At 64.8% G+C, this 13077-nt stretch carries 11 protein-coding genes; 2 read left to right on the top strand and 9 right to left on the bottom strand.

Annotated elements, in window-relative coordinates; genetic code table 11:
- Positions 1-28: 28 nt before the first annotated feature.
- Positions 29-991 carry a sugar-binding protein gene (locus tag ACVWY3_RS18080; RefSeq protein WP_456839671.1) on the bottom strand — a complete coding sequence of 321 codons (963 nt, stop codon included), beginning with the start codon at positions 989-991 and terminating at the stop codon, positions 29-31.
- 258 nt (positions 992-1249) lie between these two features.
- Here ACVWY3_RS18080 and ACVWY3_RS18085 point away from each other — a divergent pair, with 258 nt between their 5' ends.
- The gene (locus ACVWY3_RS18085; protein WP_456839672.1) at positions 1250-2518 is read left to right on the top strand and encodes an ROK family protein; all 1269 of its coding nucleotides are present in this window, start codon (positions 1250-1252) and stop codon (positions 2516-2518) included.
- Positions 2519-2588: 70 nt separating this feature from the next.
- Here the strand turns inward: ACVWY3_RS18085 and ACVWY3_RS18090 are convergent, their stop codons facing one another.
- The 6 genes from ACVWY3_RS18090 to ACVWY3_RS18115 all read right to left on the bottom strand — a co-directional run bounded on the left by ACVWY3_RS18090 (position 2589) and on the right by ACVWY3_RS18115 (position 8762).
- On the bottom strand, positions 2589-3338 hold the full coding sequence (locus tag ACVWY3_RS18090) for a phosphorylase (RefSeq protein WP_456839673.1): 750 nt from the start codon (positions 3336-3338) through the stop codon (positions 2589-2591).
- The gene (gene shc, locus ACVWY3_RS18095) at positions 3335-5302 is read right to left on the bottom strand and encodes a squalene--hopene cyclase (RefSeq protein WP_456839674.1); all 1968 of its coding nucleotides are present in this window, start codon (positions 5300-5302) and stop codon (positions 3335-3337) included. The genes ACVWY3_RS18090 and shc overlap by 4 nt, the downstream gene beginning before the upstream one ends.
- 65 nt (positions 5303-5367) lie before the next feature.
- A complete protein-coding gene (gene hpnE, locus ACVWY3_RS18100; protein ID WP_456839675.1) occupies positions 5368-6624 on the bottom strand; it encodes a hydroxysqualene dehydroxylase HpnE in 1257 nt (418 codons plus the stop codon).
- Entirely contained in the window at positions 6624-7463 is an 840-nt protein-coding gene (hpnD, locus tag ACVWY3_RS18105) for a presqualene diphosphate synthase HpnD (RefSeq protein WP_456839676.1), read from the bottom strand. Before hpnD ends, hpnE begins: the two co-directional genes overlap by 1 nt.
- Positions 7453-8337, bottom strand: coding sequence for a squalene synthase HpnC (hpnC, locus tag ACVWY3_RS18110; RefSeq protein ID WP_456839677.1), 885 nt, complete (start codon positions 8335-8337; stop codon positions 7453-7455). The genes hpnD and hpnC overlap by 11 nt, the downstream gene beginning before the upstream one ends.
- Positions 8338-8528: 191 nt before the next feature.
- On the bottom strand, positions 8529-8762 hold the full coding sequence (locus tag ACVWY3_RS18115; protein ID WP_456839678.1) for a hypothetical protein: 234 nt from the start codon (positions 8760-8762) through the stop codon (positions 8529-8531).
- Positions 8763-9219: 457 nt separating this feature from the next.
- Here ACVWY3_RS18115 and ACVWY3_RS18120 point away from each other — a divergent pair, with 457 nt between their 5' ends.
- Positions 9220-9717, top strand: coding sequence for a hypothetical protein (locus ACVWY3_RS18120; protein WP_456839679.1), 498 nt, complete (start codon positions 9220-9222; stop codon positions 9715-9717).
- On the opposite strand, the gene ACVWY3_RS18125 is transcribed toward ACVWY3_RS18120, so the two are convergent.
- Together ACVWY3_RS18125 and ACVWY3_RS18130 are read right to left on the bottom strand one after the other, a co-directional pair.
- Positions 9698-10618 (bottom strand): class I SAM-dependent methyltransferase, encoded by a 921-nt coding sequence (locus ACVWY3_RS18125; protein WP_456839680.1) that lies wholly within the window; start codon positions 10616-10618, stop codon positions 9698-9700. The genes ACVWY3_RS18120 and ACVWY3_RS18125 overlap by 20 nt on opposite strands.
- A gap of 73 nt (positions 10619-10691) precedes the next feature.
- Complete coding sequence (locus ACVWY3_RS18130; RefSeq protein ID WP_456839681.1) at positions 10692-13058, bottom strand: efflux RND transporter permease subunit; 2367 nt, start codon at positions 13056-13058, stop codon at positions 10692-10694.
- Between the last annotated feature and the right edge of the window lie 19 nt (positions 13059-13077).

The raw sequence follows: 13077 nt of genomic DNA on the forward strand, positions 1-13077 counted from the left end.
GCCGCCGGGCGCCGAAAGGCGCTGAAAGTCACTTCTTCAGCAGGCCCTTCAGATTTGCGGTGAATTCTGCGACGTTGGATTTGCTGATCACTTGGGTTGGCACGATCAGCTTGCCGCCCGGCGGGATCCAGGACTTGTCGCCGTTCAGCGTCTTGATGATGTTGGTGGCGGACAGATATCCGAACTCGTACGGCTGCTGCACGACGGTGGATTCGATCGTGCCGTCGGATATTCCCCGCAGCGTGCGCTGGTCCTCGTCGAAGCCGACGATCTTCACCTTGCCGGCCTTGCCCGCCGCCTTGACCGCGTCATAGATCAGCGGTGTCTCGTAACTCCAGAGGCCGGACAACAGCGCAATGTCGGGATATTTGACGAGCACGTTCTCGATATTCGCCTTGGCCTTGGCGAAGTCCACCTGGTCGGTGAACACGTCGACCAGCTCGACCTTGGTGCCGGCGATCGCTTCCTTGATGCCTTGCACCCGCTCGCGGGCATTGTCCGCGTCCATCGTGCCGACGAACAGCGCGATTTTGCCGCCGTTCGGCAGCGCCTTCTTGATCTCTTCGCCTGCTTGCCGCCCGGCCGCGATGTTGTCGGTGCCGATATAGGCGAGACGATTGCTCTGCGGCGCGTCGCTGTCGGTCGTGATCAACACCGTCTTGGCCGCAACCTTGTTGAGCTGTTCGGTCGCGTGCGGCGCATCGTCGACCGAGATGGAGATACCGGCGACGCCGCGCACCAGCAGGTCATCCAACTCGCGCCGCTGGCCCGCTGCCGTGCCTTCGTTGGTGACGATCAATTCGATATTGTAGTCCGGGTGTTCCTTCTGCGCCTTCTCGAGCCCACGGCCGGCAATGGTCCAGAAGTCGGCCGCAACATTGGTGACCAGCGCGATGGTCTTCTTCTGCTGGGCCTGCGCCATCTCCATCGCCATCGCGAGCGCGACGGTAGCGAGCAACGGCACTAGCAATTTCTTCATCGATCCGTTCATGTTTCAGCTCCCATTGGCCCACCCCAGACGAGGGGCTTCGCGACGCTTTTGCGCCTTATTTTGTTTACGTAGCGAAGAAATGTCGCAGAGCAAAAACATCTGAATCGGGATGTACTGCCCCTTTCTTCACGCGGAAATAGTACATGAGGCATGATCCAAGTAAATATGACTCTCAACCGACGCCCTGCGGGTGTGTTGTTTCGATCACACCACCAATCACCCGCCGATTAACTTCACGCCATGAATTAAAGAGACAGCATGGTTGACCAAATCGAGCAGCCGAGACGAATTGCCAGCACCGGCCGCGGCTCGAATCGTGGCCGTCTCGTCGAGGTCTTGCGACGCCAGGGGCCATTGCCGCGTGTGGAACTCGCCCGAAGCACGGGATTGAGCTTCGCCGCCGTTTCCGGCCTGACGTCGAGACTGATCGCGGAAGAGTTGCTGCGCGAGACCGAGACGGCGGCGACCTCGTGGTCCGACGACACGGACGAAGACGATGCAGACGGGCTGAACGGCCGCCGCCGCGGCCGGCCCGCCGTGCTGCTGACCCTGAACCCGGAGTTCGGCCGCATCATTGCGGTCTCGCTCCGCATGAATCTGATTGAAACGCTGATCGCGGATTTCAGCGGCTCCGGCCTGGCGCAATCGCGGCTCGAAATCGCGACGCGGGCTCTCGATGCGGGCGCGTTGTGCGATCTCGTGATTGCGCAGATCGACGCGATGCTCGAGGCGACGGCCACACCGCGCCATCGCTTGCTGGGAATAGGGATTGCCCTGCAGGGAATCGTGAATGCGGACACTGGCCGGCATCTGTGGAGTCCGGCGCTCTCCGTCACCGATGTCGATCTGGTGAAGCCGGTGCGCGAGGCCTTCAACGCCGAAGTCGTGATGGCGAATGACGCTGTCGCGGTTGCGCTCGCCCTCTCCGCCGCGGAGCCGTCCCTGGCGCAGGGCCTCTCGGCCACGATCATGGTCGGCCACGGCGTAGGCATGGGGGTCATCGTCGACGGCGAGGCGCGCTGGGGCGCCGGCGCCGGCAGCGAGATTGGCCATATCAAGCTGGGATCGAACGGGCCCCAATGCCGCTGCGGCCAGCGCGGCTGTATCGAGGCCCATCTTGCCGACTATGCGCTCTACCGCGACGCTCGCACTTTTCTCGACCTGCCGCCGGCGGCGGCGCAACAGCCTTCCGAGGCGCAGATGGCGCTCCTGCGCGAGCGAGCGCGGGGCGGCGATCCCCGTCTCGAGCACGTATTCCAGCAGGCAGGTCGCGCGCTTGCCGAGGCGGTCGCGGCAACGATATCCGTGCTGCGCCCGCACCACGTGGTCCTGGCGGGACCCGGCCTGCAGGCATTTGACATGATGCGCCGAACCTATGAGGAACGGCTCGAGCAGGCGGTGTTGCCGTGGCTGCTCAAGTCCACGGCGATCTATCTGCGTCCGAGCGAGTCGGCCGCAATTGTCGAGGGCATGATGCGACGGACGCTGTGGGTCGTGGACCGAAACCGCATGGAGGCGACCGAGTGAGCATGCACCACAACGCAAAAAGCCCGGGCGCCGATGGCGACCGGGCTCTTTGTTTTATCCCGTCAAGAGCTCAGGCCGCCTTGGAGACCAGGATCTCGCTCTCGATGAGCTCCGTCCCGATCAGATAGTCGCGGCAGCCGCGAAGCGAGCGCAGCGCGCGGTTGAAGTCGATGCCGGTCGAGACCAGCGCATGCAGCGTGGCGGGATTGCGCACGATGCCGCGCAGCACGGCGGCGAGGTCGATCTGGCCGTTCGGCTTGATGGCGGCGCGGGCGAGCGCGGGCAGCGCGCGGTGGGCGGGATCGCTGATGACGCGGACGGCGGCGAAGGGCAGCCCGGCTTCGGCCGCATAGGCAGCTGCAATGTGGCTCTCCATGTCGACAGCCGCAGCCCCGGTCTCGGAATGCAGCGCCGCCTTGCAGGACCGCTTCGTGACCACCTCCTCGGCGCCGGCGAGGCTGCCGCGCACCACACGGCGGCGGCCGGAGGTCAGGCGCTCGATCAGGTCGTCGCCGAGCGACAGGCCAGCGGCCCAGCGGGTGTCCCCGGAGAGCACCTCGGTCGCCAGCACGACGTCGCCGGAGCGCAGCGTCGGATCGAGCCCGCCGGCCACGCCGAACGAGATCACGCCACGAATCGTCTCGGGATCCACCACCGTCAACAGGGCCCGCAACTGGCTCGGGCTGCTGGATGAACAGATGACCGCCATTCCCGGCCCGGCCGCGATGCGGGCCTCCTGAACCAATCCGGTCACAATCAAGATAGGCCGCGGGTCGATGGCCTGACCCGCGGTAACATAGTCCCCCGTCCCCAAAGTCACATTCCGACCCCTACCACCCTGCTGTTGGTGTTCCGCAAGTTCCGATACCGCGCCAGCGCCCACAGCGGGAAGAACTTCGAGTAACCATGATAACGTAGATAGAACACGCGGGGGAAGCCTGTGGCGGTGTACCGCTGCTCGTCCCACAGTCCTTTTTTGTTTTGTGTTGCAATCAGGTACTCCACCCCGCGGGCGACGGCTGGGTGATCAACCTCGCCTGCCGCCATCAGGGCAAGCAAGGCCCATGCCGTCTGCGAGGCGGTCGAGGGGGCGGGTTCCCAGCCCTTGTAGTCCAGCCGGTAGCTGACCGCGTCCTCCCCCCAGCCGCCGTCCTTATTCTGGATCGAGGCCAGCCAGGCGACGGCCTTGCGGATCATCGGGTCCTTATGATCGACGCCTGCCATGTTGAGGGCACAGAGCACGGACCAGGTTCCATAGATGAAGTTCATGCCCCAGCGGCCATACCAGGACCCCTCCGGGTGCTGGGTCTTGCGCAAATAAGCAACGCCAGCGGCCACCTGCTTGCTGGTCTTCTCGGTCTCGCCGAGCTGGGCCAGCATCGAGATGCAGCGCGCCGTGACGTCCTCCGTCGGCGGATCGAGCAACGCGCCATGGTCCGAGAACGGGATGTTGTTCAGGTAATATTCGAGGTTGTTGACGTCGAAGGCGGCCCAGCCGCCGTCGTCGCTCTGCATTCCCTCGATCCATTCCCGGCCGCGGGCGATCGCGGCGTCGTAGCCGGTCGCGCCGTGCTCCCGGCGCATGCGATCCATCGACATCACCACCACGGCGGTGTCGTCGAGGTCAGGATAATAGGCGTTGTTGTATTGGAAGGCCCAGCCGCCCGGACGCACGTCCGGCCGCTTCACCGCCCAGTCGCCCTTCACCTGAAGCTCCTGCTTCGGGATCAGCCAGTCGAGACCTTGCCTCGCTGCAGGCACCGCCTTGTCGCCGCCGGCTTCCAGCAGCGCATGCGCGGTCAGCGTCGTGTCCCACACCGGCGAGACGCAGGGTTGGCAGTAGGCTTCGTTTTCGCCGATCACCAGCAGCTTGTCGATGCCCCGGCGCGTCACCGCGCGCGGCGGATAATTCTCGTCCTTGCCGAGCGCGTCGTACATCATGACGATATTGGCCATGGGCGGATAGATCGCGCCCATGCCGTCCTCGCCGTTGAGCCGCTCCTCGATGAAGGCGAGCGCCGCGTCGATCGCGCGCTGGCGCAGGCTCTTCGGAAACAGCGGCTCGATCACGCGCAGGATCGCATCGAGCGAACGGAACAGCAGGAACCAGGCCATGCTCTGGTGCGGCGCCTTCGCCGTCATGCCGATCGAGCGCGGATCCTGCAAAAACAGCTCGTCGATGCCGACGCCCTTCGGATTCTTCGCGCGCGGCTTCAGCGCGGCGATCACCATCAGCGGCACCATGGTGGTGCGCGCCCAGTAGGAGATCTTGTTGAGGTGGAACGGCGACCAGAACGGCAGCAGCACGATCTCGATCGGCAGCACCGGCACCGCGCGCCAGGTCACGACGCCGAACGTCGCGAGCAGGAAGCGTGTGAAGACGTTGCTATGAATCGCGCCGCCGCGGGCGTGGATCGCCTCGCGTGCGCGCACCATGTGCGGCGCATCGACGGAATCGCCGATCATCTTCAGCGCGAAGTAAGCCTTCACGCTGGCGCTCATGTCGAACTCGCCGTCATGCACCAGCGGCCAGCCGCCATGGGCGCCCTGGACGCGGCGCAGATAGTTGCCGATCTTGGCCTCGAGCACGGTGTCGACGGGCTCGGCGAGATAATGGCGCATCAGGATGTACTCGGCCGGAATCGTGCAGTCGGCCTCGAGCTCGAACACCCAATGGCCGTCCGATTGCTGGAAGCCGAGGACGCCTTGCGTGGCCGACGCAATGCTCGATTCCAACACCTTCGATTCCACTGCCTCGCGATTGGGCGCGTTCACGGAATCCATCTCGCTCGATTACTCCGATAGTTGAGTGAAAAATGACCGGGACATCCGCCCGTCAGGGCCGCCTTTCAGGATCCTTTGGCGGCCAGCACCAGATCGGCGGCGCGGTCACCGGACCGGACCGATCCTTCGATGGTTGCAGGCAATCCCGTAGCAGTCCAATCGCCGGCAAGGAACAGGTTTTTCAGCGCAGTCGCCGGCCCCGGACGCAGGGCATTCTGGGCCGGCGTCGCCGCAAATGTGGCACGGCGCTCGCGCACGATCTGCCACGGCGGCAGCTCGCCGGACACGCCGGCCGCCTCGCAAACGTCGTTCCAGATCGCCTGCGCCAGCTCCTCGCGCGGCATGTCGACGAGGCGGTCGCCATTGCTGATGGTGACCGAGAGCCGGTTCGGGAACGCGAACAGCCACTCCACGACACCGCCGATCACGCCGAGGATCGGCGCTGCGCCCGGCGGCGGCTCAAAGCGGAAATGCGCGTTCACGATGGCGCGGAATTCGGTCGGCGTCTTCAGGCCCGGCAGCAGGCTCGCTGCCGCGCGCGGCGGCACCGCCATCACGATGACGTCACCCGGACCGAGCTGGACCACGTCCTCGCCGCCGAAATTCAGTGAGGTCACCTTGCCGTCGCTGCTGAGGAACGAACGCAGCTCATGGCCGAGCTGAACGGTGTGACCGCGCTCAGCCAAGAACTTCACAGCCGGCTCGATCAGCACGGCGCTGAGGCCGTCGCGCGCGATCAGCGGGCGGCAGGCCTGCCCGCCGGCAAGCAGCGTCTCGCGCACGATAGCGCCGGCAAGCCCGGCGGAGCCCTCGGGCGGATCGACATTGAGCGCGGCAAGCAGCAGCGGTTGCACCAGGCGCTGATAGAGGATGCCTTCGCAAGGAATCGACTTGCCGACGGGCGTGTCTTCCGAGGCCCAGATCAGCGGCGCCAGCTTCAGATAGTCGGTGAGCCCGGTGTCGGGCACGCGGCGGCTTTCGTCGAGCACCCAGGTCGGCAGCCGGCCATTGCCGAGATCGATCTGCCAGCGCTGCCCGGTCTTGATGTCGACGAAGGGAAACTGCGCGCTGTCAGGACCGACGAGGCCCGCCTCGGTGCCGATCGAGCGCGCATAGGCGCGCGCATGGCCGTTGCCCGACAGCAGCAGATGATTGCCATTGTCGATGGTGAGATTGGTGGCACCGTCGAAATAGGAGCGGCAGCGGCCGCCGGCCTGGTGCGTCGCCTCGTGCACGGCAACCTTGAAGCCGGCATTGGCGAGCCGCACGGCGGCAGAGAGGCCGGAAATCCCGGCGCCGATGATGTGAGCTGTCTTTTGCATCAGATGAAAGCGTAGCGGAGCAGGATCAGGATGCGTGTGACCTTCGACACACGCACCGGCTCGCGCGGCGCGTCGAAACCGCGCGCGATCAGAAGGTCCAGAATGGAATGATAGTACTTCGACATGATCCGCGGCGCGCGGACCGCGCGACGCTTGTTGCGGTTCATGATCTCGTCCGACTTTTCGAAATGCGTCTTCGCGCGCTGCGCCAGCGGCAGGCAGACCTTCGGCAGCGCGCGCTCGGCGATCACGCGGTTCGGATCGTTGGAGGTGATGCCGGCATGCAGCAGCGCCTCGCGCGGCAGATAGAGCCGGCCGAGACCTGCATCCTCGTCGATGTCGCGCAGAATGTTGGTGAGCTGGAGCGCGCGGCCGAGATGGTGGGCGAGCAGGATGCCGTCCTCTTCCGGCAGGCCGAACACGCGCACCGACAATCGTCCGACGGCGCTGGCGACCCGATCGCAATAGAGATCGAGCGTTGCCATGTCGGGCGCGCGGATGTCCTGCGGCACGTCCATCTCCATGCCATCGACGATGGCGAGGAAATCCTCGCGCTTCAGGCCGAAAGTCTTCACCGAGGCGACGTAGTCCTTCAGCCGCGGCGGCGGATTGCCCCGATAGAGCGCGTCGATATCGTTGCGCCACTCCTGCAGCGCGACGAGCCGCTCGTCGCGCGGGCCGTCGGAATCGGCGATGTCGTCGACCTGGCGGCAGAAGCTGTAGATCTGGAACATCGCTTGGCGCTGGTCATGCGGCAGGATGCGCATCGCAGCGTAGAAGGAGCTGTTCGATGCGGTCGAGCCATAATTGGCGCCGGGCGAGGTCGCCTCAAGCGTCATGTGCAGTCCCCGGTCTGGAAATGGCCCTGCGCCCGATCGCGCGGCGGCCGACTTCGCCGATCATGCCGGCGAGGCTGAAGGTGAGCAGCTCGAACTTGTTCAGATGCACGCGCTCGCGCAGGGGATCGCGCGCCTTCAGAAGACGCACGATGCGGTCGGCATAGGCCTGGATCACCGCGACGTCGACGCCGAGGCGGAAATCCCGGATCTCCGCAGCGAGCGAGCGGCCGTCGTCGAGTAGCGCCTCGTTGCGCGCGGCGAGCGACTGAAGACAGGCCAGCATCGCCGGCGGCGACTGTGCGAGCCCGAGCTGCTCGATCGAGGCGCCGTGTGCTGCCAGCGCCTCGCGCGGCAGATAGACGCGGTTGAGCTCGCGGAAATCCTTGCCGCAATCCTGCAGGTGGTTGTTGATCTGCAGACCTGCGCAGAGCGCATCCGATGCGGCCCAGGTCGAGGTGCTCTCGCCGTGGACGTCGAGCATGAAGCGGCCGACCGGCATCGCCGAATAGCGGCAATAATGGATGACCTCGTCCCAGGTCTCGTAGCGAAGCTTGGTCACGTCCATGCGGAACGCGATCAGCACGTCGAGCGCGTGCCGCGGCGTCATGCCGCGGTCAGCCAGCGCACGGCGCAGGGTGACGGCCTCGGCCTGCGTGTCGCCCTTGCCGAGCAGTTCCGCCTCGAGCAGGTCGAGATAAGCGAGCTTCTGGTCGGGGGGCAGCGTGGCGTGGTCGGCGATGTCGTCGGCCGTGCGGACGAAATTGTAATAGGCCAGGATCAGGGCGCGATGACGCGGATGAATGATCCAGGACGCGACGGGAAAATTCTCGTCGCGGTCACCCTTGCCGGATCGCAATTCGCTCGCAGAGGTCATCGAGGCTGGTTTACAATCGTTTGGACAGGAAGGGCTTTTTCGCTCGCGCGGGCTCATGCCGGCGATGCCGCCGCGGCCCCCATATAGGGGAATATGGCCGCAAAACCAATCCTGTCTCTCGATTGCAGCCCCGTACGGATCCGGCCCGAAAAGGCGGCTCCGCGGCCGCCCTTGTGGGCCAGTGGCCGAGCTTACTGGTTGTGGTTCTTCAGGACCTGGTCGCAGGCCTGCGAGATCTTGGCCCGGTTCTCCTTGAGGCAGGCGAGGATGGTGAAATCGCCCTGGTCGATGACCGGACGGCAGAACTTCTGCACGTCGCGGGTGCAGGCCTTCTGCTCGGCCTCGGTACCACGCCCCTGCTGGGCGAACGCGGCCGTGGACAGGGTTGCCGACAGCACGGTGAAAGCGACGAGAAGCTTACGCATTGTATTCCTTCATTCTGACGGCAGAATCGCACCGATCCCGGACAGCACAGGGTGGACGGCCGGAGCGGATTGTTCTGATGGCAAGTCGCCGCGAAGTCGCGGCCTCAGAGAAGGCACAAGCACTGGCAAATGCGGCCAAATTGGCGCCACCCTGCCAAATCAGGTCTTCCCTGCACCTTCATTGGCAGATGTAAGGGATTGATACTACGTCATAATTCAACAGCGTCGCGTTTTGCTCGACACCTGTTGCACACCTGCATCTCTCCGCCGGACCGCTTCGGCCAGAAACCTGCGGAAACACGGGGAATCGCGATATCGGAGGCGGCGCAAGCCGTTGTGAAGCACTATCTCTGGCGTCCAAGCTTTGAACCTGACACAGGCTCAAGGCACTAAACTTTCGATGTGGCGAGACGTTCTTAATCGTAAATGAGCGTCGTTCCAAAACGGGATATTTGAGATGAAATTCTTTGGGCGATCTGGACTGGCAATCAAGGCGGCCGGCATCGGGACTGCGCTGCTGTTCTCAGTTGCGGCAAGCCATGCTCAGTCGTCCGGACCCTTTGCCGGATTCGACGGCGCGTGGACCGGCACAGGCACGGTGTCGCTGTCAGACGGCTCCACCGAGCGCATCCGCTGCAAGGCGGACTACAAGGTCGCCGGCAGCGGCCTCGCGCTCAAGCAGGCCCTGCACTGCGCCTCCGACAGCTACAAGTTCGACCTCACCAGCGACGTGACCAGCCAGGGCGAGCGGATCTCCGGCAATTGGAGCGAGTCCAACCGCAACATCTTCGGCAATCTGCAAGGCACCGCCGGCGGCGGCCAGATCGACGTGTTCGTCGAGGCCAACGGCTTCGCCGCCAATCTGTCGCTGCGCACCAACGGCACCAAGCAGACGGTGCAGATCTCTTCCAAGGGCGAGATCCGCGGCGTCAACATCACGATGACGAAGGGCTGATCCCCTTCCCGACCGGATGAGGAACACGTCCCCGGTTCTCGCGAGCCGGGGGCTTTTTGCTGACATGAATCTTCTGCGCCGACAGGCGTGAGCGCCGCAGACCGCCGGATGAGTCCTTGCGCGCGACACATTCGCATCGGCATCTGAAATAGACCGCATTCGGATCGCGCGCCCAGGCGTCCCATCCGGCCAGCGCCGCCTCGATCTCGTTGCCGGTCGCGAGCCCTTTCCCGACAAGCTGCGGCCCGAGACCGAGCAAGCTCCGCCGCGCATCCGCGACGGCCTCGCCCCGGCGCGCAGCATCGGCGCTGTGATTGACATAACTCGCACCGGTCCAGACTGGCCCAAATCCGTGCGCACGAAGAATCGAGCCCTGCCGGCGGCCGAAGCGAAGCGCGTCCGGATCGTCGTGCTCGTACCAGCGCTGCCAGAGATCGAGCGCGAGGCGTACGCCCTCGATTTCAGGATGAAGAATGTTGCCGCCGACATCGGCATCGCGCGTTGCAACGAGACCGCCGCGCTTCAGCACGCGCCAGGCTTCCGCCAGCGTTCGCGTCAGCGCCGCCTCGCTGTGATGGTAGAGCACCGCATGAAAGAACACCGCATCGAACGCCTCGCTCTCGAACGGAAGCGCGGTCATGTCGGCTTCGACGAAGGACAGGTTGATCAAGCCTTTCGCCGCTGCGAGCCGATGTGCGGCGGCGATCGCCTTCGGCTCGATGTCGACGCCGACTGCCTTTTCGACCACGCTCGCGAGCGCGGCCGTAATGGTCCCGGGTCCGCAGCCGGCGTCGAGCAAGATCATGTCCGATGTCAGGAACGGGACGAGAAAGGCGGCGGAATCGCCGCCGCGCTTCCGCTGAAACTCCATGATGGAGCTGTCGTGCCGTATCGGCCGCATGAGGTATCCCTGGAACGAAAATCGGCGCAGTCATCCAGACTGCGCCGATTCCATGTCCGGTGGATGAAGCCGCTCAGATCGCCGGCTTGTCGGGGCCGTGAAGCCTGGCGTGCAGATTGATCAGCCACATCGCCGTCGGCCTGAGGATGAAGAGGTCGGCGACGAGCGCCATGACCATCGAGAAGGCGCTGAGCCAACCGAACAGCCGCAGCGACGGCAGGTCGGAGAACACGGTGACGACGAGGCCGCAGGCCAGCACCACCGTGGTCAGGATCAGCGCGGGGCCGACCAGCACGGTCGCCCGCTCCACCGCGAGCGCCGAGCCGACGCCCGGCTTGCTCTCGAGCCGCAGGCGATTGAGGAAGTGGATGGTGGCGCTGAGGCCCAAGCCGAACGAGACGGTGAGCGCGACGACGCTGGCGAATTGCAGCCCCTCGCCCATCGCCCACAGCACCGTTCCCGACATCACGACGGGGAAGATGCCCGGCAGGATGCAGGCGAACATCACCACCCATGAGCGGAAGGCAAGGCCGATGAAGAGCGCGACCAGCGCGAACTCGACCGTGAGGCCGCGGTTCAGCTTCTCGATCATGCTGGCCGAGTTGCGCGCCGCGATCGCGGCAAGACCCGTGACCGCGATCTCGTAACCCGGATGCTTCTTGCGGACGGCGTCGAGCTCGGAATCGAGCTTCTCGACGATCGGCAGCAGCTGGCTGGAATCCTTGTCCGGCACGCGGCCGGCGACCACGACGGCATCCTGCTCGGCGTCGATGAAGCGCCGCACCAGATGCTCGGGGATGACGTTGACATATTCCTTCAACGTCGCGACGTCGGCGCTGCCGGCCTTTTCCGCCAGCCAGCGGCGCAGAGTCTCGAGCGACCAGACGTTGCCGACGCCGGCCGCCTTCTCCACGGTCGCGTGCACGTCCGCGATGGTCTGGAGCGTCTCCGGCGAATACAGCGTTTCCCCCTTGGGAAACTGGATCAGCACGTTGACCGGGTTGGCGCCGGTCAGCTTGGCATCGAGCCGGTCGCTGGCGGCAACCGCCTGGCGCTTGTCCGGCACCTGGTCGGCAAGGCGATAGCGCGGCTCCAGATTGGCGTAGATGACGCCGAGGCCGCCGACGAACAGCACCGCAATCAGGCTGAACAGGCCGGGACGGCCGACCATGCGCACCGCGATCCAGTAGCAGAAATTGCGCAGCGCCTGCACGCCGGCATCGGCGCTCTGGAATTTCACGGCGAAGATCTTCTCGTTGCGCACGAACAGCACGCCGAACACCGGCACCAGCGACAGCACCGCGACCAGCGCGATGATGGTGGCGGCAAGGCCCGCCTCGCCGAACTTGCGGATCAGGTCGGAGTCGGAGAACTGAAGCGCGATGAAGGAAATGCCGGCGGTGCCGTGCGTCAGCACGCAGGCCGGACCTACCACCAGCACGGCGTTCTTGAACGCGGTGAACTTGTCCTGGCCTGCGATCAGCCGGTCGCGCGCGGCGAAGGTCAGCTGCATCGAGTCCGAGAAGCTGATTACCATGATGAGCGGCGTCATCACGTTCAGGAACATGTTGAGATTGAAATTGGCCCAGCCGAGTGCGCCGAGCGCCAGCAGGATCGCAATCATCGGCGGAAACGCCGCCGCGATCATGAACGAGATCTTGCGGAAGAAGATGATGGCGATGACGCAGCCGGCGAGGATGCCCAGGACGTTGTAGGTGAGCCCGTCGCGCTCGACCGCGTTGCGGATCTCGAGCTGCATCACCGGCACGCCGGAGAGCTGCACGTTGAGCCCGGTGTCGCCGAGATCCTCCTTCATCAGCGCGCGGATGTCGCCGACGGTCTTGGTCAGCTTGTTGGAGCCGACCACCTCCGGATCGAGCGACAGCACGACCAGCGCCAGGGTGCCGTCCTCCGACAGCAGCTTGCCGCGGATGATCTCGTTGTTTTTGACCGTCTCGATGAACTTGTCATAGGCCTCGCCTTCGGGCAGCTCGGCCGGGAACAGCGCTGCCGGCAGCTTGCCCGGCGCCGGCGCCTGGCGCGCCGAGAACAGCGAGACGAGGCCACGCGTGCCTTCGACCAGCTGCATGTCTGTGATGAAGTCGCGCAGCTTCTCCAGGTTGTTCCGCGCCAACAGGTTCTTGCCCTCGACCACGACGAGGACATCGAATTCCTCGGCCGGGAATTTCTTGGTCACCTCTTCATACTGCTTGAATTCGCGGGTGTCGGAGCGGAACAGCTGCGACAGCGAATCATCGATCTTGATCCGGTGGATGCCGAACACGGCGCCGACGATCAGCGCGAGCAGGATGATGCAGGAAATGATCGGCGCCCGGACCGCGATCAGGCCGATGCGCTCCAGCCCGAAGGCGATCGAGGACGCAGGTCCCTGCTCGACCTTGTCGACATGAACCTCACTCTCGCTGTGCTTTTCGAGCATGCCTTATCCAGTTCCTAAA

The sequence above is a fragment of the Bradyrhizobium sp. USDA 4486 genome (genome assembly GCF_054057995.1).